At 60.1% G+C, this 26084-nt stretch carries 22 protein-coding genes; 13 read left to right on the forward strand and 9 right to left on the reverse strand.

What is annotated here, in order from left to right; genetic code table 11:
* Positions 1–4 precede the first annotated feature (4 nt).
* Positions 5–1303: an LLM class flavin-dependent oxidoreductase gene (locus AC1RO0_RS11235; RefSeq protein WP_498592965.1), complete on the forward strand. Its 1299-nt coding sequence runs from the start codon at positions 5–7 to the stop codon at positions 1301–1303.
* Between the two features lie 76 nt (positions 1304–1379).
* On the opposite strand, the gene AC1RO0_RS11240 is transcribed toward AC1RO0_RS11235, so the two are convergent.
* On the reverse strand, positions 1380–2687 hold the full coding sequence (locus tag AC1RO0_RS11240; RefSeq protein ID WP_498592966.1) for an MFS transporter: 1308 nt from the start codon (positions 2685–2687) through the stop codon (positions 1380–1382).
* A gap of 527 nt (positions 2688–3214) precedes the next feature.
* Between AC1RO0_RS11240 and AC1RO0_RS11245 the strand changes: the two genes are divergently transcribed.
* The 4 genes from AC1RO0_RS11245 to AC1RO0_RS11260 are packed head-to-tail and all read left to right on the forward strand — an operon-like array spanning position 3215 to position 8277.
* The gene (locus AC1RO0_RS11245; RefSeq protein ID WP_498592967.1) at positions 3215–4351 is read left to right on the forward strand and encodes an acyltransferase family protein; all 1137 of its coding nucleotides are present in this window, start codon (positions 3215–3217) and stop codon (positions 4349–4351) included.
* Complete coding sequence (locus AC1RO0_RS11250) at positions 4351–5454, forward strand: glycosyltransferase family 2 protein (RefSeq protein WP_498592968.1); 1104 nt, start codon at positions 4351–4353, stop codon at positions 5452–5454. The genes AC1RO0_RS11245 and AC1RO0_RS11250 overlap by 1 nt, the downstream gene beginning before the upstream one ends.
* Before the next feature lies 1 nt (position 5455).
* A complete protein-coding gene (locus tag AC1RO0_RS11255; RefSeq protein ID WP_498592969.1) occupies positions 5456–6481 on the forward strand; it encodes a glycosyltransferase family 2 protein in 1026 nt (341 codons plus the stop codon).
* A gap of 8 nt (positions 6482–6489) precedes the next feature.
* Entirely contained in the window at positions 6490–8277 is a 1788-nt protein-coding gene (locus tag AC1RO0_RS11260; protein WP_498592970.1) for an ABC transporter ATP-binding protein, read from the forward strand.
* Positions 8278–8344: 67 nt separating this feature from the next.
* Here the strand turns inward: AC1RO0_RS11260 and AC1RO0_RS11265 are convergent, their stop codons facing one another.
* From AC1RO0_RS11265 to AC1RO0_RS11300, 8 genes are all read right to left on the reverse strand, one after another.
* The gene (locus AC1RO0_RS11265) at positions 8345–10042 is read right to left on the reverse strand and encodes a dipeptide ABC transporter ATP-binding protein (RefSeq protein ID WP_498592971.1); all 1698 of its coding nucleotides are present in this window, start codon (positions 10040–10042) and stop codon (positions 8345–8347) included.
* Entirely contained in the window at positions 10039–10914 is an 876-nt protein-coding gene (locus AC1RO0_RS11270; RefSeq protein ID WP_498592972.1) for an ABC transporter permease, read from the reverse strand. The genes AC1RO0_RS11265 and AC1RO0_RS11270 overlap by 4 nt, the downstream gene beginning before the upstream one ends.
* On the reverse strand, positions 10911–11861 hold the full coding sequence (locus AC1RO0_RS11275) for an ABC transporter permease (protein ID WP_498592973.1): 951 nt from the start codon (positions 11859–11861) through the stop codon (positions 10911–10913). The genes AC1RO0_RS11270 and AC1RO0_RS11275 overlap by 4 nt, the downstream gene beginning before the upstream one ends.
* Positions 11842–13467, reverse strand: coding sequence for an ABC transporter substrate-binding protein (locus AC1RO0_RS11280; protein ID WP_498592974.1), 1626 nt, complete (start codon positions 13465–13467; stop codon positions 11842–11844). The genes AC1RO0_RS11275 and AC1RO0_RS11280 overlap by 20 nt, the downstream gene beginning before the upstream one ends.
* Positions 13468–13725: 258 nt before the next feature.
* Positions 13726–13932: a KTSC domain-containing protein gene (locus tag AC1RO0_RS11285; protein ID WP_015917704.1), complete on the reverse strand. Its 207-nt coding sequence runs from the start codon at positions 13930–13932 to the stop codon at positions 13726–13728.
* A 176-nt stretch (positions 13933–14108) separates the two neighbouring features.
* Positions 14109–15293, reverse strand: a complete 1185-nt coding sequence (locus AC1RO0_RS11290; RefSeq protein ID WP_498592975.1) for an MFS transporter — start codon at positions 15291–15293, stop codon at positions 14109–14111.
* Positions 15290–15886, reverse strand: coding sequence for a GNAT family N-acetyltransferase (locus tag AC1RO0_RS11295; protein WP_498592976.1), 597 nt, complete (start codon positions 15884–15886; stop codon positions 15290–15292). Before AC1RO0_RS11295 ends, AC1RO0_RS11290 begins: the two co-directional genes overlap by 4 nt.
* Before the next feature lie 110 nt (positions 15887–15996).
* Positions 15997–16770 (reverse strand): AraC family transcriptional regulator, encoded by a 774-nt coding sequence (locus tag AC1RO0_RS11300; RefSeq protein ID WP_498592977.1) that lies wholly within the window; start codon positions 16768–16770, stop codon positions 15997–15999.
* 93 nt (positions 16771–16863) lie between these two features.
* Between AC1RO0_RS11300 and AC1RO0_RS11305 the strand changes: the two genes are divergently transcribed.
* The 8 genes from AC1RO0_RS11305 (at position 16864) to AC1RO0_RS11340 (ending at position 26040) form a co-directional block, all read left to right on the forward strand.
* A complete protein-coding gene (locus AC1RO0_RS11305; protein WP_498592978.1) occupies positions 16864–17802 on the forward strand; it encodes a DMT family transporter in 939 nt (312 codons plus the stop codon).
* A gap of 275 nt (positions 17803–18077) precedes the next feature.
* Positions 18078–19388, forward strand: a complete 1311-nt coding sequence (ugpB, locus tag AC1RO0_RS11310) for a sn-glycerol-3-phosphate ABC transporter substrate-binding protein UgpB (RefSeq protein ID WP_498592979.1) — start codon at positions 18078–18080, stop codon at positions 19386–19388.
* 67 nt (positions 19389–19455) lie between these two features.
* Positions 19456–20337: a sn-glycerol-3-phosphate ABC transporter permease UgpA gene (ugpA, locus tag AC1RO0_RS11315; RefSeq protein ID WP_498592980.1), complete on the forward strand. Its 882-nt coding sequence runs from the start codon at positions 19456–19458 to the stop codon at positions 20335–20337.
* Positions 20338–20346: 9 nt separating this feature from the next.
* Complete coding sequence (ugpE, locus tag AC1RO0_RS11320) at positions 20347–21195, forward strand: sn-glycerol-3-phosphate ABC transporter permease UgpE (protein WP_007692888.1); 849 nt, start codon at positions 20347–20349, stop codon at positions 21193–21195.
* A complete protein-coding gene (locus tag AC1RO0_RS11325; RefSeq protein WP_498592981.1) occupies positions 21195–22247 on the forward strand; it encodes a sn-glycerol-3-phosphate import ATP-binding protein UgpC in 1053 nt (350 codons plus the stop codon). The genes ugpE and AC1RO0_RS11325 overlap by 1 nt, the downstream gene beginning before the upstream one ends.
* A 102-nt stretch (positions 22248–22349) precedes the next feature.
* Positions 22350–23006, forward strand: coding sequence for a DUF47 family protein (locus tag AC1RO0_RS11330; RefSeq protein WP_498592982.1), 657 nt, complete (start codon positions 22350–22352; stop codon positions 23004–23006).
* The gene (locus tag AC1RO0_RS11335; RefSeq protein ID WP_498592983.1) at positions 23006–24010 is read left to right on the forward strand and encodes an inorganic phosphate transporter; all 1005 of its coding nucleotides are present in this window, start codon (positions 23006–23008) and stop codon (positions 24008–24010) included. Before AC1RO0_RS11330 ends, AC1RO0_RS11335 begins: the two co-directional genes overlap by 1 nt.
* 482 nt (positions 24011–24492) lie before the next feature.
* A complete protein-coding gene (locus tag AC1RO0_RS11340; RefSeq protein WP_498592984.1) occupies positions 24493–26040 on the forward strand; it encodes an ABC transporter substrate-binding protein in 1548 nt (515 codons plus the stop codon).
* Positions 26041–26084: the final 44 nt, after the last annotated feature.

Below are 26084 nucleotides of genomic sequence, written 5' to 3' on the forward strand. Positions count from 1 at the left end.
AACCATGAGCAAGACCCGCAAGATCCATCTCGGCCTTTTCCTGCAGGGAGCCGGCCATCACGTCTCCGGCTGGCGCCATCCAGACGCAGAGGCCGGCAGCGAAAACTTCGACCTGCTACGCCGCGTGGCGCAAATGGCGGAAGCCGCCAAGTTCGACATGCTGTTTCTGGCGGACGGCCTGACGAGCGGCATCGACGCGCATCCATCGATGATCGCCCGCTTCGAGCCGTTGACCTTACTTGCCTCGCTCGCCATGGTCACGGACAAGATCGGCCTCGCTGCCACGGCATCAACGACCTACGGCGAGCCCTATCATCTCGCCCGCGCCTTCGCCTCGATCGATCATCTGAGCCACGGCCGCGCCGCCTGGAACATCGTCACAACCTCCTATGCGCGCACCGCCGCCAACTTCTCCAAAAGCCATCCGGAACACGACGAGCGCTATGCCGTGGCCGAGGAATTCGTCGATGTGGTGCGTGGGCTCTGGGATAGCTGGGACGACGATGCCTTCCCGAAGGACAAGGAAAGCGGCGTCTATGCCGATCCGTCCAAGGTGCGCGTACTCGACCACCAGGGCAAGTATTACACGGTCAAAGGACCGCTTAATATTCCGCGCTCCCCGCAAGGTCATCCGATCCTGATCCAGGCCGGTTCCTCCGGTCCGGGCCAGGATCTCGCCGCGCGCACCGCCGATATCGTCTTTACCGCACAGCAAAGCCTTGACGAGGCGCAGGCCTTCTACAAAAGCCTCAAGGGCCGAGTTGTCGGCTTCGGGCGCAAGCCTGAGGATGTGGCGGTGATGCCGGGCTTCCTGCCGGTGATCGGCAAAACGGCGGCCGAGGCTCGCGAGAAGCTCGATGTTCTCAATCGCTGGACGGAGATCAAGAGCGCGATGCCTCTCCTGGAGGAGCGGCTCGGCCACAGCCTTGCCGATTATGATCTCGACGGCCCGCTGCCGGACCTGCCGATCTCGGATCAGTTGCGCAGCCGCGCCGAACTGCTGACCGAGCTGGCACGCCGCGAAAAGCTGACGATCCGCGAGCTGGCGCTGCGCGTCGCCGCCGGCCGCGGCCATCACATCGTCCTCGGCACGCCAATCGAGATTGCCGAGCGCATGCAGCAATGGTTCGAGAACCGCGCCGCCGACGGCTTCAACGTCATGCCGCCCTTCTTTCCGGGCGGGCTTGAGGATTTCACTCGCGAAGTGGTGCCGATCCTGCAGGAAAAGGGCCTGTTCCGCACCGAGTACGAAGGCACGACCCTGCGCGATCATCTCGGCATTCCACGGCCGCCCCTCGGCTGAGGCGCTTCCTTCGGTTCGAAACTATCAGGTTACAAGGCCCGCCTTGCAGATTGGAAGGCGGGCCTTTTTCGACTGATCAGACCCGTGAAGGACCTGCGCCTTTCAGATCGCGCGATGTCGACGCGCGAGCCACCACGCGCCCGACAAACAGAACCAGCACGGCAGCGACCGTCAGGCAGGCGGCGAGGAAGAACATCGGTGCGATGGTGCTTCCGGTGGTGTCCTTGATCCAAGGCACGACATTCTGCGCGACGAAACCTCCGAGATTGCCGATGGAGTTGATGGCCGCCAGACCAGCAGCGGCACCAGCCCCTTGCAGAAAGCGCGACGGCAAGCTCCAGAAAACCGGCTGCCCGGCAAAGATGCCAGCTGCGGCGACGCAGAGGAATGCGAACTGTAGTGTATGATTGGGAATGACCGCCGACAGCACCAGGCACACAGCTCCCGTCAACGCGGAGATGACGATGTAGGGCGTCTTGGATTCAGCCTTGTCCGCCATTGAAGGAACGACATAGAGGGCGACCGCAACGAGCAGCCAGGGAATGATGTTCAGGAACCCGTTGGTGGTGTTGCTGACCCCGAAACCCTTGACGATGGTGGGCAGCCAATAGCTGAGGCCGTAGGCTGCCAGCGGAAAGCCGACATAGCAAATCGCCATCAGCAGAACGCGCGGATTGATCAGAGCCTTGAAGCCATCCGATGCATGCTGCTCCATGCCTGCATTTTCAGCGGCAAGCCGATCCTTGAGCCACTTCTTTTCCTCGACGCTGAGAAAGCCTGCCTTTTCCGGCAGATCGGACAGATAGAAGAAGGTCACGAAACCGGCGATGATGGCGGGAATACCGGTGACGATGAAAACCCACTGCCATCCGGCATGACCATAGAGGCCGTCCATATCAAGCAGAAGGCCACCGATGGGCGCGCCGATCGCGTTGGCCAAGGCACTGAAGATCATGAACAACCCGACCATGGTGCCACGATAGGCCGAGGGATACCAAAGCGTCAGGAGATAGAGGACACCCGGAAAGAACCCTGCCTCGCAGGCGCCAAGCAGGAAGCGCAGGATGTAGAACATGGTCGGGTTCTGGGTATAGGCCAATGCGACCGTGACAATGCCCCAGGACACCAGAATGCGCGCAAACCACTTGCTCGCCCCGAACCTGTCGAGGAGCAGGTTGCTCGGGACTTCAAACAGGAAATAGCCTATAAAAAACAACGACGCGCCCAAGCCGTAGGCATACTCGCTCATGCCCAGGGCGCCAACCATTTCCAGTTTCGCGTAGCTGACATTCTGGCGATCGATATAGGCGATAAGATAGAGAATACCTAGAAAAGGCATAAGTCTCCAAGTGATCTTGGAGATAAGCTGTTTTTCATCAACCACGTCATTTCCTCCCTGGGGCAAAGCTGGACCATGTAGATAGCGCAGCCCGGCGTTTTTCAATCTAAAAGCGATTGAAAAACAAGACGGCCCGCGCGGGTTCCACCTCGCCATCCACTGGCAATGGAGAAAAAGGCGCTACAGCCGGCAAAGCACATCACCGACGACCACCAGACGGATGCACTTTCTAATGAAATGTCTCGTAGGGTGACAATTACCGCATTGGGTTGACCCAAAAAGATCAAGACTAGCATTATGATTGTGGCATTCCGTTCTGCCGCGGGGCAAAAATAACTCCGAATGCCTGCTGGATGCTCGTATGTTTCAGACATGTGATTGCCGTCGGTTAATTTAGTGAAATTTGTCACAGTTTGGCCGGATTCGTTCATGAACGCTCGGGAGGTTGCATGGCGTTTTACCGGCCCCGCGAGGCTTAGGAAGAAGAGTAAAACGCAAACGACAAGAACAGTATTGGGGAGTTGGCGCCGTCAAGGAGAGTGTCCGACAAAGGCTGAAAGCCGGGGGTGTCTATGTCGAATACACGCGACCGCCAATTGGACGGGTTGAGAACGCTTGCCGTCACAATGGTGCTATACGCACATTTCGTCGCGGCCGACGGAAATTTTTGGGGGCATCTCGGTGTCCGTCTCTTCTTTGTAATCAGTGGATTCCTGATAACGCGACTGTTGCTGGACGCGCGCTCCACCGTTCAATATGAGCCGGTCACCGCGCTGAAATCATTCTATATTCGCCGCGCGCTGCGTATATTTCCTCCCTATTTCGCGCTGCTGGGCTTCGTTTGGTTCGTCAACCTCGAGGGCGCTCGCGGTGGCCTGAAATGGCACGCGCTTTATCTGTCGAACTACTGGTATGCCATTCGCGATCAATGGACACCCTGGGTTCTGTGCCACACCTGGAGTCTCAGCATCGAGGAGCAATTCTATATTGCCTGGCCGCTGGTGATGCTGCTGGCACCACGCCGGATGATCGAACGGATCTGCGTTGCCGTCATTGCGTGCTCAATCGCTTACCGCCTCTGTTGGCCGCTGACGGGAACCCCTTCGCTCATGCGCGATCTGCTTCCCTCAGCGTCGATGGACGCGCTGGCAGCGGGCGCGCTGCTCGCAGCTTATCGCGACAGAACCGATGCCTGGCCGCAATGGATGCGGCTGAGCTGGATGCCGCTTACGGCCGCAGCCGTCATCGCGCTATGGCTGAGATCGGAACCCACGACACCGCTGCTCGACTGGACAGTCTGGATCGGCAGCGAAGTTTTCCCGCTCGTACCGCTGGTCATGCTGGTCGGGTGCTGTTCGTCAGGGCTAGGAGCCCCCCTCGGCCGGCTGCTCGAGCTCCCGCCTATAATGGCCATCGGGCGCATCAGCTACGGCATTTACCTTTTCCATCCGATCGTCCTGTCGCTGATCGTCAAGGCGCAACCCTGGATCCCTATGGATGTCTCGGAACAAGGGCCTGCCCGCTTCGTCATCGGCAGTACGGCCACGTTAATGCTCGCCTCGATCTCCTGGGTGATGCTCGAAAAGCCGCTCAACAATCTCAAGCGCTACTTCCCTTACGTGGTCGCGAAAGACCATGCCCTTGCCACGCCAACCGCGATTGCGGGCGGTCCAGACCTCCGATCTCCAATAAGCATGCGAGCTGAATAATGACTGTTCCATTGGTCTCCGTCGTACTGCCCGTCTACAACGGCGAACTTTATCTTGCCGCGGCGATCGAAAGCATCCTGCGCCAGGATCACGAGCGCCTCGACGTCATCGCGATTGACGACGGATCCACCGATCGATCACTGGATATCCTGCAACAGTATCGAAAGGCGGATGATCGCGTCCGCATCGTCTCGCGGGAGAACCGTGGTCTTATCGCAACCTTGAACGAAGGCATGACTCTGGCGAAAGGCGATCTAGTCGCCAGAATGGACGCCGACGACATTTCCTATTCGACGCGCCTCTCGCGACAGGTTTCCTTGTTCAAGCAGCGACCCGAGCTTGCGATGAGTGGCACGGGCATCGACCGGCTCATCGGCAATCGTGTCGTGCGCGGCACGCAAAACCCGATCCATCTCTCAGCGGACTGGCATGTACTGTCGATGTTCTACACCGTCTTCATGCACTCGACCGTGATGTACAATCGCAATGTCATCCCCCAAGGCATGCTGATGTATGACGCGAGCTATGTGCATGCGGAAGACTTCGATCTGTTCCGGCGGATCACGCGAGAGTTTCCGGCCGCCATGATCGAGGAGAGCCTGGTCGCATACCGCATTCACGACGAGAGCGTCACGAACAAGCATAAACGGCAAATGCGCCGGACCCATCTGAAGATCGCCGCCGAGAATCTTCTGCGGGAATCCTTGATCGACGATCCGGACGCTCTCCACGACATCGGTGCGATGGTAACGCCCGACACGGTTCGCCGCGCCGCCGACTGTCTTGTCTCCATGGAAGAGAAAATCGCGGCTCGCGCCGAGGCACCGTCGTCAAGTTATGAAGATGGCGCTTTGTGTTTCTTCTACTTCCTCTACCAGCTCATCGCTGACGAAAAGCAACCGCAACTGACGCACGCATTCCTGACGCGCACCGGAAAATGGCACCTCATCCGGCGCCGAGAACGGTATGGCCTTCGCGCCGGCGCCTATGCGCCATGGTGCAGCCGCGTCTGGAGCGAGGCAAGCACGCAGCTGGACGCGCTGGCACGATATAGGCAATCAGTGCCTGTCAAAGCGGTGCCACCGCTTCAGGGTCTCGCATAGCATGTCCGGGGGACGCCCCGACATAGTGCGAGAGCACACGCAGGAAGCAGCCAAAGCTCCATCCTCTTCCGGAGGGCAGGATCCCGTGGTGAGCTTCATCGTCTGCACCCGCAACCGCGCCGAAGCGCTCGAAGCCTGCATCCGCTCGATCGAGGTCGCCTGTCGCTCACATGCGACGATGGCGAGCGAACTTGTAGTCGTCGACAATGGCTCAACTGACGATACCGCCGAGCGTCTGGCTCATATTGCTTCGACCTCGAGCATGGCGATCATACCCCTGACGGAACCACGCCGCGGTCTAGCCGCCGCCCGCAATACAGGCATGGCGCGGTCGCGCGGCCAGATCCTGGTTTTCATCGACGATGACTGCGAGATCGACGGCCGCTATCTGCAAGACCTGGAGCGGCACTATCTGACCGGGGAGCAATATATCATTCGGGGCGGCCGTGTCGAACTCGGCAGCGCCCGTGATCTGCCCTTTACGATCAAGCGATCGCCGGAACGCGCATTTTTCAGCCCGGACGTCCATCCCGGCGGCTTCATACTGGGTTGCAACATGACCATGCACCGCGAAGTCGCCATGCGCGTCGGTCTCTTTGATGAGCGGTTCGGCGCCGGCGCCGCCCTGCAATCCGCCGAGGATACCGATTATCTGGTCCGCGCCTTCCAACTCGGCATCCCGATCGAATATGTGCCCGACATGACTGTTTTCCATTATCATGGGCGAGATACGCGCGAGGCGATCGAGCGTCTTCACCGGAGCTACAGCCTTGGAAACGGAGGGCTTTGCCTGAAACACGTATTCAAGGCACCGTGGTTGCTTCGTCATTTCTGCTGGACCCTTCGGTCGGCCTGGCAAGAGCTGTTGGGTGGATCTCGTTTTGACCCGGAAGTCTCTCTATCGCACTGGCCAATCATATTCATGAATTTGCTGGGCGCCGCCGAATTCGTGCGTCTCACTGTGACCGTCCGGCGGGAGCAGCCAGACGTAAACCAGATCAAACAGGCAGCCCGTTCGCTGAGGTGATATCCGCTATGCTGAAATTCTTTCTGCCGGGCCTGCAGCTATTGCGCCACGCATTGGGCCGGCAAACGCGCCTGCTTCCGGTCGTGGTCATTTTGGGGCTAAGCAGCGCGGTGCTGGAGGGCGCAGGCATCGGCCTGATTATTCCCATGCTCGGCATCATAGGCGGCCAGAAAGATCCGTCGGGAATGGGCGGCCTCTCCGCCGCCTTCCAGCAGGTAGGATCCAGCCTGGATGATCGGCAGAGATTGCTGTTCATCGCGGCTGCCGTGCTTGCATTGATCACCCTGAAGAATGTCCTGGCCTTCGCCAATACCGTGCTGACCAACTTCATCTACGGCAAAGCCGGCTATGCGATCCGAAGCGCGCTTGCCGACCAGCTTTTGAAGATTGGATATCCGTTCTTCCTGCAAGAAAGCCCGGGGCGGCTACTGAACATCATTTCCAATGAATCTTGGCGAGCGTCGGATGCAATACAGACGGCGCTTGCGGCGATCGTGAACGCATCGGCCGCCATCATTCTTCTGGCCTTTCTGCTGCTCCTGTCATGGCAGATGACGCTCTGCGTCGCCATTGGCCTCGTCCTTGTCCAGATCGCGCATGCGGTCCTGTCGGCCGGACTCAAACTGCCCAGCCGTGATGTCACATCCTTCAACAACGAACTTGCCACCAGAATGCTTCATCTTGTTCATGCCGGACGGCTCATCCGCATATTCGGGCAGGAAGAGCGCGAGAAAGTCATATTCGACGGGGCGTCGAATGCCGTGCGAAAAGCGGGGTTCGTCCTCCAGACCCGTCAGGGCGTCTTGCCGCCGCTGACCGAAGTGCTGCATTCGGTGCTCTTCCTGTCGGTGGTCGTGAGCGCATGGCTTTGGGGTATAAGCTTTCCGATCATCGTTGCTTTCGTGGTCCTGCTCTACAGGCTGCAGCCGCATGTGCGCGCCTTGCAGCAAGGATGGAGCCAGGTGCAGGGCTGGAGCGGCTCTCTGGAGGAGGTCCGATGGCTACTGGATTCCTCCGACAAGCCGAAGCCACCGACGGGACAGGAACCTGCGCATGAACTCCGCCAGCGGATCAAATTCGACCGGGTGACCTTCAAATATCCCGGCTCCGGCTCCCGGCCCATGGTGCTGCGCTCCGCCAGCTTCGAGATCCGCCAGGGTTGCTCGACGGCGATCATCGGCCGGTCTGGCGCCGGAAAGACGACGATCGTCAATCTTCTCTGCCGGTTTGTCGAGCCCGACGAGGGTGACATTCTTATCGACGGATTGCCATTGAGCCGGATCGACCCTACCCAGTGGCGAGGCAGGATTGCGCTTGCCAGCCAGGACCTGGAGCTCGTGGATGGCACAATCCTGGAAAATATCACCTATGGACAAGATGCTTCGCTCGCAGAGGCGGAGAGCGCAGCTAGGCTTGCCGAGGCACACGAATTCATCGAGAAGCTACCCGACGGATATGAAACAGTGGTCGGCTACAGGGGGGCAAGCCTGTCGGCGGGCCAACGGCAACGAATAGCGCTGGCGAGGGCGCTTGTCCGTGATCCCGACATCCTGATCCTTGACGAAGCCACCAACGCCGTGGATGGATTATCGGAAGCGGCCATCGTCGAGACCTTGAAGTCGAGAGCCGGCCGCCGCACGACTATCGTCATCAGCCATCATCGCAGCACTATTTCATTTTGCGACGAAATCGTCATTCTCGGCGACGGCGGCGTCCGCAACCAAACCCCGTTTGCCGCCGTCGCCTCCTTGAGCATGGATCAGCTTTACGAGCATGGAGTGCTCGAGAAGCATTAGGATCCGAGGAAAGAAATGATATCAAATGCGATGCTATGCGCGAATAGGTTCATCGGCATGCTGGTCGTTATTCCCTCTCCCGGGCCGTAAGCATGGGCACGGAGGCGATCAGGTCGCGCGTATAGGGATGTTGCGGCTGATCGAAGAGCCGTTCCACTGGCCCGGTTTCGACAACCACGCCATCCTTCATGACGGCGATGCGATGGCTCATATGCTGCACCACGCCGAGATCATGCGAAATGAAGACCATCGACAATCCCAGCCGTCCCTGAAGATCCACCAGCAGGTCCAGCACCTGCGCCTGCGTCGTGACATCCAGCGCGGACACCGGCTCGTCGCAGATCAGCAGTTTCGGTTCGGCTGCAAGCGCCTGGGCAATGGAGACGCGCTGCCGCTGGCCGCCAGACAAGGTGTTCGGCCGGCGCGCAAGAAGCTCTGGCGACAGGCCGACCAGTTCGATCAATTCCACTATTCTCCGCCGACGCGCCGCCCGGTCGAGCTTCCTGCGCAGCCGCAGCGGCTGGTCGATGATGCGCTCCACGGTGAAGCGTGGGTCGAAAGCGCCGAGTGGGTCCTGACTGATGGTTTGGATGAGACTGCGCAGCGGGCGCCGCTCTGCTTCGGCAAGCCTGCTCCACGGCTTGCCTTCGAAGAGCACGTCGCCGCTTGCCGCGTGGCGCAACCCCAGCGCCACCTTGCCGAGCGTCGTCTTGCCGGAACCGGACTCACCAACGATGCCGAGCGTCTCGCCCCGGCCCACATCTAGTGAAACCTGCCGGACCGCTTCGAGCCGACGGCCGTCGGGCAACTTGAAGCTCACCGAGACATTGCGGATCTCCAAGAGCGGTGTTTCAGCCTCCACGACCTGCCGGCGGATGGGCGCGCCATCGGTTGCACTGAGCCAGCGGCCACGGGTCGCGGCCGTTGGCACGGCCGCCAGCAAGCGGCGCGTATAGTCGTGCAGCGGCGCGGACAGCACTTCCCGCGCTGGACCAGCTTCCACCAATTGACTATTCTGCATCACGACCACGCGGTCGGCGAGCTGCGCAGCAACCGCGAGATCATGCGTGATAATCAAAACGGCATGACCGGCCTGCGCCAGTTCCTTGAAAACCGTGAGAACCTGCCGCTGCACCGTCACATCCAGCGCCGTGGTCGGCTCGTCGGCGATCAGCAGGCGCGGCTGGGCAGCCAGCGCCGAGGCGATCAGCGCTCTTTGCCGCAACCCGCCGGACAGCTCGTGCGGATACTGGGCGGCGCGAACCTTCGGCTCGGGGATGCCGGCGCGGCCGAGCAGTTCCTCGACACGCTCTGCCACTTGCGATCGGGGCAGCAAACGATGCGCCAGGATCGGTTCAGCAACCTCGCGGCCGACCGTGCGCAAGGGATCAAGGGAGACCAAGGCGTCCTGCAGGACGAAGCCAACCTCGCGGCCGCGAAGCTGACGCCAGGACCGTTCGGAAAGGCTCAAAAGATCAAGCGCTTGCCCATCATGGCCGACCAGCGTCATCGCGTCAGCCCAGACCTCGGCGCGAGATCCGGCAAGCCCGACGAGTGCGCGAGCCGTCACCGATTTCCCCGACCCGGACTCGCCGACGAGCGCGAGGATTTCTCCGGCTGCGATTTGAAAGGAAACGTCCCTTACCGCCTGCACCCGCCCGCGCGGCGTCGGAAAGGTTACGCTGAGCCCTTTCACACCCAACAGCACGGGGCTTGAAGGAACAGCCGCGAAATGGCTCCGCAGGATGGATTGATCCAGGTTCAACGGGCTTCCCCCTTCGACAAGAGGTTTTGCAGCCGGCGGCCGAGAAGGGTGATCGAGATCACGGAGATGGCGACCACCGTCGCCGGCAGCAGGCTGGTCCAGGGGGCGATGTCAAGGAAATTGCGGCCGTTAGCCAGCAACGCGCCCCACTCCGGCGCTGGCGGTACGACACCGAGGCCGAGAAAGCTCAGCGCCGACGCGGAGAGGACGGAACTCCCGACCCCGATCGTCGCCAGGATCAGCAGCGGACGGATGGTGTTCGGCACGATATGCCGGGTGACAATCGTCCAGGGATGTTCGCCGAGCGTGACGGCATGCTCGACATAGCCCGAAAGCTTCACCTGCATCACCTGCGAGCGGACCAGTCGCGCATAGGAGGCGACATTGGAAAAACCGACGGCAAGCAGCGTGTTCAATGGCCCTCGCCCAAGCACGGCGATCACTAGCAACGCCAGCAGTATTTCCGGAAAGGCGAGGAGAATGTCGATCAGGCGGACCAGAATGCGGCTGACCGCCCTCGGTGCAAGCGCTGCTGCCGTGCCGAGTAGAATGCCGCCGAGGGTAGCGATCAATGTGGCACCGATGCCGATCGCAAGCGATAGCGATGTTCCGTGCACGACGCGCGAAAACAGGTCACGCCCGAGTTCGTCGGTCCCGAACCAATGCCGCAAATCCGGCGGCATCAGTATCGCATCCGTATCCACCGCTTCCGGATCAAAAGCAGTGAACCATTGCGGCTCCCAGATAGCAACAGTGAGAACCACCACAATGGCGAGTGGAATGAGCAGGCCGGGCGCCAGCCAAGGATTAGCGCCAGCACCGCCATCTTGACGCCGGCGTAGCGCCGCATCGAATAATTCCGCGCTGCTCATTGTGGCACTCTCCGTAGACGAGGATCGATCAGCAGATAGAGGGCATCGACCAGCAGGTTGATGATGACGAAGACGCAGGCCGACAGCATCACCAGCCCCAGCACCAGCGGCATGTCGCGGGTCTTGATCGCCTGCAGCGTGATCTGGCCAATGCCGGACCGGCCGAAGACCGTTTCGGTGAGGATGGAGCCGCCGAGCGTGCTGGCAAACAAGGTACCGGTCAGGGTGGACGCGGCGAGCGCCGCATGGCGCAGACCGTGGCGAAACCGCAGCAGGGTTTCGCCGACGCCGCGGGCACGTACCGTCAGCGCGAAGGGTTGCGACAAAGCCTCTTCCAGACCGTCGCGCAAGACCTGGCTCAAAAGCGCGGTCAGGGGCAGGCTGAGCGCAATCGCCGGCAGCACGAGCGAGGCAAATCCTTCATTACCGGTCACCGGGAACCATTGCAGTTGAAAGCTGAAGAGCGACAAAAGCACGATGCCGATCCAATAGACGGGCGTGCTCAGCAACATCAGCTCAAGACCGGAAAGCGTCACCGCCAGCCCTCGCCTGCGGCCCGCAGTCGCCAGGGCGATGGTTATCGCCAGGCTGAGCGCGATGATGATGGCGCTACCCGCCAGTTGCAGCGTCGGACCGGCAGCCTCCGTTATGACGTCGATGACGGGCTGCCGGTACTGATAGCTCTCCCCGAAATTGCCGAGCAGCGCATTGCCGATATAGCGCGCATATTGCAGCACCAGCGGCTGATCCAGCCCATATTGATGGACCAAAGCTGCCCGCTCGGCCGCATCGACGACATTCTCGCCGCCGGAGAGGATCGAGACCGGGTCGCCGGGAATGAGCTTGACGGCGATGAAGGCGATCGTCGCCGCGCCCCACAACACGGCGACGATCACACCCAGCCGCCTTGCGACGGCATGGATCAGGTTACGGGTTGAGCCAGGCATCATAGAAATTCGGTTTGGCGTTGGTGGCCCAGCTAATGCCGAGAAGCTTCTTGGAGGCGCCAAGCTGGTAGGCGGCGACATAGCGCGGCACAGCATAGGCCTGATCGATGATCTCCGTCTGGATCTCGGCGTAGAGCCGCTTGCGCTCCGCATCGCTCGCGCCGATCGCCTTGCTCAGCTTTTCGTCAAGACTGCTGACGCGGGCGTAATTCGCGCCGTTCGGCGGCGCATAGGCCGAGTGAAACACCGTGCGCAGAATGTCCGGTTCGGCACGCACATAGTTGAGCGAGACAAGATCGTAGTCATTGGCATTGGCGCGGGCGATCAGACCACCAGCATCGGTAGGGTCGAGCTGAAGATCAAGGCCGGCCTGGCGCACCTGATACTGAGCCGCCTGTGCAAGCGTAATATCGGAGTCACCGACCTGGGCGGTGTCGTAGACGTAGTGAAGCGCCAGGCGCTGACCGTCCTTCTTGCGGATGCCATCGGCATCCTTCTCTTTCCAGCCGGCTTCATCGAGCAGGCGGTTCGCCTTCGCAAGATCGAAGCCCCATTTGCCGCCAAGGCGGGGTTCGTAATAGAGCGTCGAAGGCCCGAGGATATTGTCGGCCGGCTTCAACGTGCCGAAGTAGGCCGCCTTCACGGCCGCAGCGACATTCACCGCGCTCTGGAACGCCTGGCGAACCTTGACGTCCTGGAAAGGACCCTTCGAGATATTCAGGAGAAAGGCACTGGTAACGCCCGGGTTCTCCTTCGTCACAACCTGCAATTTGCCATTGCTCTGCACCGAGCGGAAGTTGGCGGGCGGAACGGCATCGATGGCGTCCACCTGCCCGCTCGCCAGAGCGCCGAGGCGAACGGAGGCTTCCGGCAGGTATTTGAAATCGATCTCATTGAAATGAGCCGGCCCCTTGTGGGTGGCGTAGCCGGGTCCCCAATTGTAATCGGCGCGCCGGCTCAGCTTGCTGCCGCTGCCCTTCACGAAACTATCAAGGACAAAGGCCCCGGAGCCGACAACGGTATTGGTCGTGCTGGTCGCCTTTTGCAGATAGGTCGGGGACTGGATCCCCAGATAAGGCAGGCTAAGTCCCTGCAGCAGCGGCGCGAAAGACTGACGATAGCTGATCACTACGGTATTTGCGTTCGGCGCCTCGATCTTGTCGACCGGACCGAGCAACGACTTTGCGTAGCTCGAGGTCGTCTTCGGATCGAGGATGCGATCGAAATTATACTTCACCGCCGCCGCATCGAGCGGCGTGCCATCGCTGAAGGTCACGCCCGGCCGCAGATGAAATGTATAGACCGTGTTGTCACCGTTGATTTCCCAGCGTTCTGCCAACCAGGGCGCAAAGCTGTTGTCCTCGGCCTGGCCGACCAGCGAGTCGACGATGTTGCGGGTAATGACGGCGGTAATCGAACTGCCGGTAATCGACGGATCGATGATGGCTGTATCCGTCCCCAAGCCAACCTTGAGGATGCCACCATCGATGGGCTTGGCGCCCTCGGACGCCGCCCAGGCATGGGGACTGGCCAGAGAAAGGAAAGAAAAAGCAACGACCGCGCGGACGCTGCTTCTTAACGAAACTCCAAAGACTGTACGTCTCATATTCTAAGCCCCGATATTGGAAACGATCAAAATTGACCGGCCCTGCCAGCGTGCAAACTTGCAACGCATCGGCAATCCCGTGCTTAGAATATTGTCTATAAAATTAGTGGACTAAAGGCATTCTGGTTCTTTTGACGCGACGTTCGAAAAATACCGTTTCAATCTTACGCCGCTCATCTATCCACCGAGGGCCGCCATCCGGCCTCCGGTCACAGTGGCTTGACCTGCCACGAAGCAAGGTCCAGCCAGCATCGGGTATTAGGCGACGCGCTCGAAGCGGGTGCGGATATGTTCAATATAATGCTGGCCGGGCGAAGCCGCCTTGACCATGGCGATAGCGGCCTTTTCCGGAACGCCGGCAAACAGACGCTCCTCGCCGTTCTTGAAGCGAATATAAAGACGTCCGTCCTCGGGGTGGAAAGCGACGGATTTAATAATTTTCGATGAAACTGGAAACTCTTTCATAGCGCCCTCTTCTTTGAAACGGTTATGCCATGAAAATCCCAATATCGAGTGAAGTGACCTAGTTAAGGAAGAGTAGTCTGCAACCATCAGTTTTTATCGAATGGCGAAAGCGACAGTTTGACTGGCTAAATCTGACCCTATTTTCGGCTGGCTTTCGGGGGAATTTGATCAATCGCCTAGATGGGGAGAACGAGACGCCGCCTGCCCAGTAGGTGCAGGACTGCGGCCGCGATCAGCGCGACTATCGAAATGCCGGCCGACATGTAGAGCGCACCGGCTTGTCCGAACTCATCGATGACGAATGCATAGATCACCGGCGCCGTGGCGGAGAGAACGAAGCTCGGGGCGACCAGGTTCCCCACCACCGAGCCGTAGCTGCGGGGATCGAACAGGACGAGCGGCAGCGTGCCGCGTGTGATCGTCAGCAATCCGTTGCCGATGCCGTAGAGAGCTGCAAAGACGATGGCCGCCGCCATCGAAGTGCCGGCAAATAGACCCGCAACAAAGGCCACCGGAAGCATCAGGGATGCCAGCAGCGTAAGCGTGAGCGGATCGATCTCGCGGCCGAAAAGTACCTCGCAGAGGCGTGCGACAGATTGCCCGATGCCGCGCGAGGCGGCGATCCAGACGGCTGCCGACGCAGCAAGACCAAGACCGGTCAGGATACCGATCATATGAGCAGACATACCGGCGTTCAGGAAGTTGGCAGGGCCGGTCAGCAATGCGTAGAGCCCGCCGAAGATGAGGACCTCCCGAGGATCGGTTGCGAGCGGCGGAGAATGCGCGGCGGTCTCGGACGAGGCTTCCGTCCGCCCTTCGGGGATCGCCAGATAGAGCGGGATTGTCAAAAGAGCGAGGCCGCCATAGACAGCAACGGCGCCGCGCCAACCGAACGTGATGGCAAGGAAATGACCGACAGGCCAGAAGGTGGCGGAGGCAAGGCCGCCCAACAGGGTGATCTGGGACATGGGGCGCCGGGCCTTGAGGCCGCCGATCCGTGCGAGCGCCGCAAATGCCGCATCATAAAGGGTGAGCCGCATGGCGATGCCGAGACAGATCCAGGCAGCGTAATACCCCATCAGCGTCTCGCAAATGGCGAGCGCGAAACATCCGATCGCGGTCAGCACCGCCCCGGCGATCATCACCTTTCGTCCACCCAGACGATCGATCGAGCGCCCGGCAAGCGGCGAGACCACGCCCATCGCCAACAGGCCTATCGCAAATCCGCCATGGATGATCTCACTTGACCAGCCGAGATCGGCAGCCATCAACTTGTCGAATACGCCGATCAGATAATAAGTGACGCCCCAGGCGACGAGCTGCGACAGCGCAAGGCACAGGATCGTTCTGCCGGAAATCACCGGTCCGCTTCCGGTCCGGCTTGCTCCGGCGCCGTTTCATCGCCCTCACCCAAGGCCCGCTGCATCAGCACCGTATCGACCCACCGCCCGAGCTTGAAGCCGGCGGATTTGAACGTCCCGATGGGCTGGAACCCCATGCGGCGATGCAGCGCGATCGAGCCGGCATTGCCGCTATTGCCGATGACGGCCAGCATCTGCCGCCATGGTCCCTTCTCGCAGCGGGCAATGAGCTCCCGGAGAAGCGCGCTGCCGACACCCCGGCCGCCGAGACCATCCGCGACATAGACCGAATCCTCGATCGAGAAACGATAGGCGGGGCGAGGTCGATAGGCGGTCGCGTAGCTGTAACCGACGATCTCGCCATTCAATTCGGCAACGAGGTAGGGCAGCCCCATGGCGAACACGGATGCCCGGCGCGACCGAAGCTCGTCAACCGACGGCGGCACCTCCTCGAACGTCGCCAGCCCATAGAGAACATGATGCGTATAGATGTCGCGTATGGCCTCCATATCCCCATCGCTGGCATCGCGAATGACGGGCCGATCCCGCTCAATGGGTATGTCTCGATCTTCCAAGGTCTGCTCGCTTTTCATTGCTCAATCTCTTCTCAACAAGCCGTTGTCTTAACGATGCCGCATCATGGAGAACGGCAGATCATGAATGAAGCTTTTGGCGATTATGCGAAGCATAAGGAAAACTTTGCCTATCGACCAAACCGGTATTGCTCCGGAGTCTTGCCGGACAGGCGTTTAAACATGGCGATGAAGGCCGAGGGCGTACTGTAGCCAAGGTCGAAGGCGATTGCCTGTATGGTGCGGCCCATGTCGAGCCACTCGACAGCGCGCAGGAAGCGCATCCGCTGCCGCCATTCGCCCAGCGAGATGCCGAGTTCGCGCTGGCAACGCCGCTCCAGCGTGCGTACCGTCATATGGAACCGCCCCGCCCAGGCCGCGAGCGGCAGGTCGCTTGCCGGATCGGCCTGGAGCGCATCCAGGATCGACTGGATTTCAGCCGAAGCGGCATGCGGCAGATAGGCGTCGTGCGGTGGCGCGATCTCGATTTGATCGAGCAAGACCTCGGCCAGCCGCCGATCGCGACCGGTCTCCGGCACATGGATATCACGCTCGGCAAAATCAACGAGTATCGCTCGCAAGATCGGGCTCAGTTCCAGCGCGCAGGGCCGATCGGAAAAACGCTTGGAACAAGGGGTAGAAATATAAACCGAGCGATAGGCCGTCGCCGTCTCATTATAGGCGCTGTGTTTCCAGCGCGGTGGGATCCAGACGGCATAGTGCGGCGGCGACAGAAAGCGCTTGCCCTCCACATCGATATTCATCGAGCCGTAGGAAACGAAGCTCAACTGACCGAAAACATGCGCGTGCGGCGCCATATAGGTGTCGGGACCAAAATCCTCCGCTCGGAAATAGACATCCGAAGGCAGATCTTCCAAAGGCGGCGGCACGGCGATGGTCGGCATCTGTCAGTCTCGCATTATCCTTTGTCGTAATCGAAGTATATACTGAGAAGGCGACGCGATCTACGCTGGCCTTGAACCAAATGGACAAGGCGGATGAGCTACATCCTTCTCCTCATCACGGCGCTGATCTGGGGCGGCAACGCCATCGTCACCAAGGCATCGGCCGGTGTTATCTCGCCGGCGGAAATCGCTTTCTACAGGTGGGTTGTGGCAATTCTGATCCTGACACCGTTTGTCGCCCGGCAGGTCTGGATGAACCGCGCGGTGCTCACCACCCATGGCTGGCGCCTGCTGATCATGGGCTTTCTCGGCGGCGCGGCACTGCCCTATCTCTCCTACATTGCCGCCCGATACACATCGGCCATGCATCTCGGCATCATCCAGTCGCTGATGCCTCTGTTGTCTCTCGTTCTCGCCATTGGCCTGCTCGGCCACCGGATGACCTACGGCGCACTTGCCGGCGGAATCGTCTCACTCCTGGGCGTTGCGGTCGTCGCCTCGCATGGGCAGATCGAGACCCTCCTCACCCAAGGCCCCAATATCGGCGACGCGATCATGCTGGCGGCAACGGTCTGTTATGCCCTCTACACCGTGCTTCTCAAGCGCTGGCCGAACGGCCTGCCCTTGCTGCAATCGCTTTATCTTCAGGCATGTGCCGCCGCCATCTCGCTGCTGCCGATCTATCTCCTATCCCCCAGGCTAGGCATCAGCGCGGCCAGCCTGCCGCTGATCGCCTATGCCGGCGCCGCAGCTTCCATTGCGGCACCCTTGCTCTGGATGCACGGGATCGATCACATCGGCCCGGCGCGGGCATCGCTGTTCTTCAACTTCGTACCCGTCGTGACCGCCATCCTGGCGATCCCGCTGCTATCCGAGCAACTCACGGCCAGCCTCATCCTCGGCGGAGCCCTAACCATGAGCGGTGTCATTCTCGCGGAGCTTTGGCGTCGACCGCTGACCGATGGAAACCAGGAAGCAGGCCGGCACCGCCTCCAAGGTTCAACCGAAGGAAACTTGCGCAACGGCGAGTGAGATTCCCACAGGCGGAATCTTTACAAGCCGCACTGTCACAAAACTGTCGTATATTCTCATTTCTCAGCATAAATAGATGCTTCGGATGATTCAGTCGTCATTGCCTCTTTCCAAAAAGAGCGAAGAAATGACGAAGGGGCAATCGTTCTTGCCGCGAGGAATCCGTTGCAAACAGCGGCTTTCGAACGGAATGTCCGGTATGGGGATCGAGGAGGATCCTCGCCGGAAATAGGGCTGGGTGCGGTCTGCGCCTGTTGGGAAACTTGGGAGGAAACATGTCCATACGTTTTATCTGCGCTTCAGCTGCGGCGATCGCCGCCTCGTTTTCCGTGACATCGAACGCATTTGCACTGACCGAGCTGCAATGGTGGCACGCCATGTCGGGCGCCAATAACGAGGTCGTCGAACAACTGGCCAAGGAATTCAACGAGAGCCAGAAGGACTACAAGATCGTCCCGGTCTTCAAGGGCACCTATCCGGAAGCGCTGAATGCCGGCATCGCCGCGTTCCGAGCCAAGCAGGCTCCGGCAATCCTCCAGGTCTTCGATGCCGGCAGCGGCGTGATGATGGGGGCCGAAGGCGCGATCATGCCGGCAGCAGATGTGTTGAAGAAGGGCGGCTATACCTTCGACAAGTCGCTGTATTTGCCTGGTATCGTCTCCTATTATTCCAGGCCCGACGGGACGATGCTGTCGTTCCCCTATAATTCCTCCTCACCGATCCTTTATTATAACAAGGACACCTTCAAGAAGGCCGGGCTTGACCCCGAAAGCCCGCCGAAGACCTGGCCGGAGGTGTTCGACGCCGCCAAGAAGATCAAGTCGAGCGGTGCATCGGCCTGCGGCTTCACCTCCACCTGGCTCACCTGGATCCAGACCGAGAACTTTGCCGCCTGGAACAATGTCGCCTATGGCAGCAATGAAAACGGCCTTGGCGGCACCGACGTCAAACTCGAATTCAACACACCGCTCTTCGAGAAGCATTTCCAGGCAATCACCGATCTCGCCAAGGACGGCACATTCCGCTACGGCGGTCGCACCTCGGAAGCCAAGCAGCTCTTCACCTCCGGAGAATGCGGCATCCTGACGGAATCTTCCGGCGGTCTCGGCGACATCGTCAAGAGCGGCATGAATTACGGCATCGGACAGCTCCCTTATTACGACGGCGAAGGCCGGCCGCAGAATACAATTCCCGGCGGCGCCAGCCTTTGGGTCTTCGGGGGCAAGAGCGATACCGAATACAAGGGCATCGCCGAATTCTTCCACTTCCTCTCTCAGACCAAGATCCAGTCACGGCTGCATCAGGTCTCCGGCTACCTGCCGGTGACGATGGCGGCCTATGAGGAAACGAAGAAGTCCGGCTTCTACGAGAAGAACCCCGGTCGCGAAACGCCGATCCTGCAGATGCTCGGCAAAGCACCGACCGCCAACTCCAAGGGCGTGCGCCTCGTCAACCTGCCGCAGGTGCGCGACATCATGAACGAGGAGTTCGAGGCGATGCTGGCCGGTAAGGAAGACGCAAAGACCGCGCTCGACAAGGCCGTCCAGCGCGGCAACGCCGCCATCCAGCAGGCCATCGGCAATTGACGCATTGATGCGGTCCAGCCCGCAGCCACTGAGGCTGCGGGCAATTTCCCTGTGCTAGGAGATCGCCGTGCAGCGCGTCGTCTTTCCCAACAAGATCCTTCCCTATCTTCTCGTCGCTCCGCAGATCATCCTGACGGTGGTCTTCTTTTTCTGGCCGGCGAGCCAGGCGCTTTATCAGTCGATGCAGCGCGAGGATCCCTTCGGGCTGAAGAGCGGCTTCGTGGGGCTCGCCAATTTCCGCGCCGTGCTGTCCGACGAGACCTATCTACACTCCTTGCAGGTGACGGTGGTCTTCAGCGTCGCGACCGCATTGCTGTCGATGATCGTTGCGCTGGCGCTTGCGACCGCCGCCGACAAGGTGGTGCGCGGCCAGACGCTTTATCGCACGCTGCTGATCTGGCCCTATGCGGTCGCACCCGCCGTCGCCGGCATGCTCTGGCTTTTCATGTTCAATCCGGCGATGGGCACCCTCGCCTATATTCTCCGCCGCAACGGCTTTGCCTGGGATCCGCTATTGAACGGCGATCAGGCTATGGTGCTGGTGATCGTTGCCGCCGCGTGGAAGCAGATCAGCTACAATTTCCTGTTCTTCGTTGCCGGCCTGCAGGCAATCCCCAAATCGCTGCTTGAGGCCGCCTCCATCGATGGCGCGCGCGGCAGCCGGCGCTTCTGGACGATCGTCTTTCCGCTGCTGGCGCCGACGACCTTCTTCCTGCTGGTGGTCAACACCGTCTACGCCTTCTTCGACACCTTCGGCATCATCCATGCCGTTACCGGCGGCGGACCGGCCAAGGCGACCGAGACCCTCGTCTACAAGGTCTACAATGACGGCTTCGTCAATCTCAACCTCGGCTCCTCGGCGGCCCAGTCCGTCATCCTCATGGTGATCGTCATCGCGCTCACGGCCTTCCAATTCCGCTTCGTCGAGAAGCGCGTGCATTATGCGTGAGGTAAGCCGATGATCGAAAAACGTCCGGTCGCCAATCTCATCGGCCATCTGATGCTGATCCTCGGCATCATCATCGTCGCCTTCCCGATCTATTACACCTTCGTCGCCTCGACGATGACGTCAGCCGAAATTCTGCGACCGCCCATCTCGCTGCTGCCCGGTGGTCATTTTGTCGAGAACTATGGGGAAGCGCTCTCCGGCGGCGTCGAGCGCGTGGTCGGTGTCAGCCTGCCGCGTATGCTCTGGAACACGTTTGTCGTGGCGGTCGTCATCGCCGTCGGCAAGATCGCGATCTCCTTCCTGTCGGCATTTGCGATCGTCTTCTTTCGCTTTCCGCTGCGCATGGTCTTCTTCTGGATGATCTTCGTGACGCTGATGTTGCCGGTCGAGGTCCGCATCCTGCCGACCTACAAGGTCATCGTCGATCTCGGCATGATCGACACCTATGCCGGCCTGACCCTGCCGCTGATGGCATCGGCAACGGCCACCTTCCTGTTCCGGCAATTCTTCCTGACTGTGCCGGGCGAGTTGCTGGAGGCGGCGCGCATCGACAATGCCGGGCCCTTCCGCTTCATGCGCGATATCCTGCTGCCGCTGTCGAAGACCAATATCGCCGCCCTGTTCGTGATCCTCTTCATCTATGGCTGGACGCAGTATCTGTGGCCGCTGCTCGTCACCAACGACGCGAAGATGTCGACGATCATCATCGGGCTAAGAAAAATGGTGGATTTCGCCGATGCGGCGACGCCGTGGAATTTCGTGATGGTGACGGCGATCCTGGCGATCATTCCGCCCATCGTCGTCGTGGTGCTGATGCAGCGCTGGTTCGTCAAAGGTCTTGTGGAGACGGAGAAATAATGGCTGGGATCACCCTCAAGGATGTCCGCAAAACCTATGGCGGCGGCATAGACGTCATCAAGGGCGTGTCGCTCGATATTGCCGACGGCGAACTCGTCGTGCTGGTTGGGCCTTCCGGCTGCGGCAAGTCCACGCTGCTCCGCATGATTGCCGGCCTGGAAAGCATCACATCGGGCACGGTGTCGATCAATGATCGCGTGGTCAACGAGCTGGAACCGTCGGACCGCGATATCGCCATGGTCTTCCAGAACTACGCGCTCTATCCGCATATGACGGTGCGCCAGAACCTCGCCTATGGGCTGAAGAACCGCAACATGCCGAAGGACGAGATCGAGCGGCGGATTGCCAAGACCGCCCGCTCGCTGGAGATCGAGCAATTCCTGGAGCGCAAACCGCGCCAATTGTCCGGCGGGCAGCGCCAGCGCGTTGCGATGGGCCGCGCCATCGTGCGCGAGCCGGCAGCCTTCCTGTTCGACGAGCCGCTCTCCAATCTCGACGCCAAGCTGCGCGTGCAGATGCGCGTCGAAATCAAGCGGCTGCAGCGATCGCTCGCAACCACCAGCGTCTATGTCACGCATGACCAGATGGAGGCGATGACGCTGGCTGACCGGCTGGTGGTACTGAATGGTGGCCGCATCGAGCAGGTCGGCACGCCCATCGAACTCTATGAGCGTCCGGCCACGACCTTCGTTGCGACCTTCATCGGCTCGCCGTCGATGAACCTGCTGAAGATTACCGAGAAAAGCGGCCTTGCGCTTTCGGCGAGCGCCGGCCCCGTCAGCAGCGACGCGACCATCGGCATCCGGCCCGAAGACCTTCATCTTGCCGAAGCCGGAAACGCCGCCGCCTTAAGCGCGAGGGTGCGTGTCCTGGCGGTCGAACTGGTCGGCGCTGAAAGCTATGTCTATGGCGTCCTTCAAGACGATCAGGACATCGTCTTTCGCGTTTCCGGGCGGTCCCAGATCGCGATCGATGCCGAGCTTGTGGTTGCCGCTTCCGCCAACGCCCTGCATTTCTTCGACGGCGAGGGAAACAGGATAGAACACGCGTAAACGGTTCAAACCTTGGGATGACGCTGCTGGGGAGCGTCGTTTCGCAGGCGTATCGGCTTTTCATGTCACGCTCCGTCATTTATGACGGATTTATGACAACGCATGTTTGGAGCGCCGAAAGTGAACTGGTTTCGTAAATTGATGCCGCGAGAAGATCGCTTTTTTGATCTCTTCGAGCGGCATTCCCGCACCATCGTCGGCGCGGCCGAAGCTTTGAACGAATTGCTGGCCGGCAACGATACGGAGCAGCATTGCCAGCGTATCGTCGCGCTTGAGAACGAGGCCGATGAGATTGCCCGCGAAGTGCTGCTCGCCGTGCGGCGCAGCTTCATTACGCCCTTCGATCGGGGTGATATCAAGGACCTGATCATGTCGATGGATGACGCCATCGACATGATGCACAAGACGGTCAAGACCATCCGGTTGTTCGAACAGACCAGTTTCGATCCCAGAATGCAGGAAATGGGCGCAGCTATCGTCCAGGCCGCCAAGCTGGTCGCCGAGGCAATCCCGCTGCTCGATCGCATGAGCGCCAACTCGGCCCGCCTCAGCGTGCTCACCGAAGAGGTGGTGAAAGTCGAGGGCCGTTCCGACGAGCTGCATGAGCAGGGGCTTAAGGATCTCTTCCGCCGTTATGGCGGGTCGAACCCCATGGCCTATATCATCGGCAGCGAGATCTATGGCGAACTTGAGAAGGTGGTCGACCGCTTCGAGGATGTCGCCAACGAGATCAGCGGCATCGTGATCGAGAACGTCTGATGGAGGCCACCCTCGCCCTTCCGCTGCTGGCGGGCCTGATTGCCGTCGCGCTGTTCTTCGATTTTCTCAACGGGCTGCACGATGCGGCCAATTCGATCGCCACCATCGTCTCCACCCGTGTCCTGCGGCCGCAATATGCCGTGATGTGGGCGGCCTTCTTCAATTTCATCGCCTTCCTGTTCTTCGGCCTGCACGTGGCCGAGACCCTCGGCACCGGCATCATCGATCCGGGCATCGTGACACCGCAGGTCATCTTCGCCGCGCTGATGGGCGCCATTGTCTGGAATATCGTCACCTGGATATTCGGCATCCCGTCGAGCTCGTCGCACGCGCTGGTCGGCGGGCTGGTCGGGGCGGGCCTAGCAAAGGTCGGCACAAGCGCGATCGTGTGGTCGGGCCTGCTGAAGACGGCCGGCGCCATCGTGCTCTCTCCGCTGATAGGCTTCCTCCTCGCGCTTCTCCTCGTCTTGTGCGTGACCTGGATCTTCGTCCGGCAGACACCGTTTGCCGTCGACAGCACATTCCGTGTGCTGCAATTCATCTCGGCGTCGCTCTATTCGCTCGGCCATGGCGGCAACGATGCCCAGAAGACGATGGGGATCATCGCCGTGCTGCTCTATTCCCAGGGCTATGGCGGCGGGGAATTCCATGTGCCTCTCTGGGTGGTGCTGTCCTGCCAGTCGGCCATGGCGCTCGGAACCTTGTTCGGCGGCTGGCGGATCGTGCATACGATGGGCTCGAAGATCACCAAACTCAATCCGATGCAGGGCTTCTGCGCGGAGACCGGCGGCGCGATCACATTGTTTGCGGCGACATGGCTCGGCATTCCGGTCTCGACGACCCACACGATCACTGGCGCCATTATCGGCGTCGGCGCTTCCCGGCGGCTTTCCGCGGTGCGCTGGGGGCTCGCCGGCAACATCGTCATCGCATGGGTGGTGACACTGCCCGCCGCCGCTGCGATTTCCGCGCTGGTCTATTGGGTCATGAACTGGGTGGGCTGAACGCCCACCCAAAGGCTCGTTGCCTTTCCCGTGACAGCGGCTCTCTCGGCAGCACACACCAATCGCAGCCGTAGACCTTTAATCTACTTTCGCCGTTCCCTCGCGCTCATCTCGGATGTTTGTTTCAGCACCAGCCCCGAGACCGGTGCTTTTTTCGGCAATACAGGCAACTCCCAGCCTGCCCGCGTCCAATATGAACAATTAATACGCACTCCAAGAGCGCGCTCAAAACTTATGCGAATTTTCCAAGGGAGCCGCTTGACAGGTCGGGCTTGGGAGGCTCTTAATGCGACCATTGATGCAAACATATACCAGTATATCGGTTGACCATCGGAGCGTCGTTCGCCTCGGCCGACACGCAAAAAGCTCCGATCCGTTGAATATGCACCGCCCCTTCTGACAGCCGCAGCCCGGCTTTCGGAGCGATGCCGCAATGCAAAGTAACGTCCGCAAGCCAAACGAAAATCCATAAGGGGAACTTCATGCGACGCCTGCTTTCCATGTCCCTAGCCCTGATCCTCACCGCAAGCGCGGCTCACGCCGCGCCGGTCGAGGGCGGCAAGATCAATCTCATCGTTCAGCCGGAGCCGCCGGGGCTGATGATCGGCATCGTCTCGAACGGTCCAAGCGGACTTGTCGGCGGTGAAATCTATGAAAGTCTGCTGCGCTACGACGACAAACTGCGGCCAATGCCGTCATTGGCGAAATCTTGGGAAATCTCATCCGACGGACTGACCTACACCTTCCACCTGCAGGACAATGTGAAATTCCATGACGGGCAGCCGATGACATCAGCGGACGTGCTGTTTTCTGTGAAGGACTTCCTGCCCAAAACGCTTGCGAAGCATCGAAATACGATGGCCCGCGTGGAAAGCGTAACTGCGCCGGATGACAAGACGGTCGTCTTCAAGCTCAAGCAGCCCTTCGAGCCGTTCATCCGCGCCATGGATTACGGCGCAATGCCCATCATTCCAAAACATATCTATGCGGGCACGGACTACATGACCAATCCGGCCAACGAAAAGCCGATCGGGACCGGGCCGTTCAAATTCGTTGAATGGAAAAAAGGCAGCTACATCAAGCTGGAGAAGAACAAGGACTATTACATCAAGGGCAAGCCCTATCTTGACGAAGTCTACTACCACATCATCCCGGACGCTGCGTCCAGATCGGTTGCCTACGAGACAGGAAAGGTCGATGTCCTGCCCGGCGGATCGGTGGAGAATTTCGACGTCCCCAGGGTGTCCGCCCTTCCCAATACCTGCGTGACACAGAAAGGCTGGGAGTTTTACTCACCTCTTTCGTGGTTGTGGCTGAACAACCGCACCGCCCCCATGGACAATCCGAAATTCCGTCAAGCGATCATGTATGCGCTCGACCGGGGGTTCGCGCGCGATGCCCTGTGGAATGGAATGGGCAAGGTTGCGACCGGTCCCTTTTCGTCCGGATTGCCCTTCTATGCGCAAGGTGGCCCGGAATACCCCTATGATCCCGACAAGTCCAAGGCACTGCTGAAAGAGATCGGCTACACCGGCAAACCGCTTCGGCTTCTCCCCTTGCCATATGGCGAAACCTGGCAGCGTTGGGCCGAGGCCGTGAAGCAGAACCTTGCGGATGTCGGCATCCCGGTCGAAATCGAGGCCACGGACGTGGCGGGTTGGAACCAGAAGGTCAGCAACTGGGATTACGACCTGGCATTTACCTACCTTTACCAGAATGGCGACCCGGCGGTTGGCGTCGAGCGCAATTACAAGTCGGCGCAGATCGCCAAGGGTTCCCCCTGGAACAATGTCGAAGGCTACAGCAACGCGGATGTGGACAAGCTTCTCGAGCAAGCGGCCTTTGCGTTCCCGGCGGAGAAGCGAAAGGTCCTCTACGATCAGGTGCAGGCGAAACTGCAGGAAGACGTGCCCGTGGCCTGGCTTCTCGAACTCAGCTTTCCGACGATCTACAACTGCAAATTCAAGGATCTGATCACCACCGGCATGGGTTTGAACGATTCCCTTCGTGACACCTACATCGAGCAGTGAACTGCTGCGCGAGATATGTCTCGCGCAGCTCTCCCGCAACGCAT

It is taken from the genome of Rhizobium sp. GW821-FHT14E12, assembly GCF_058803745.1.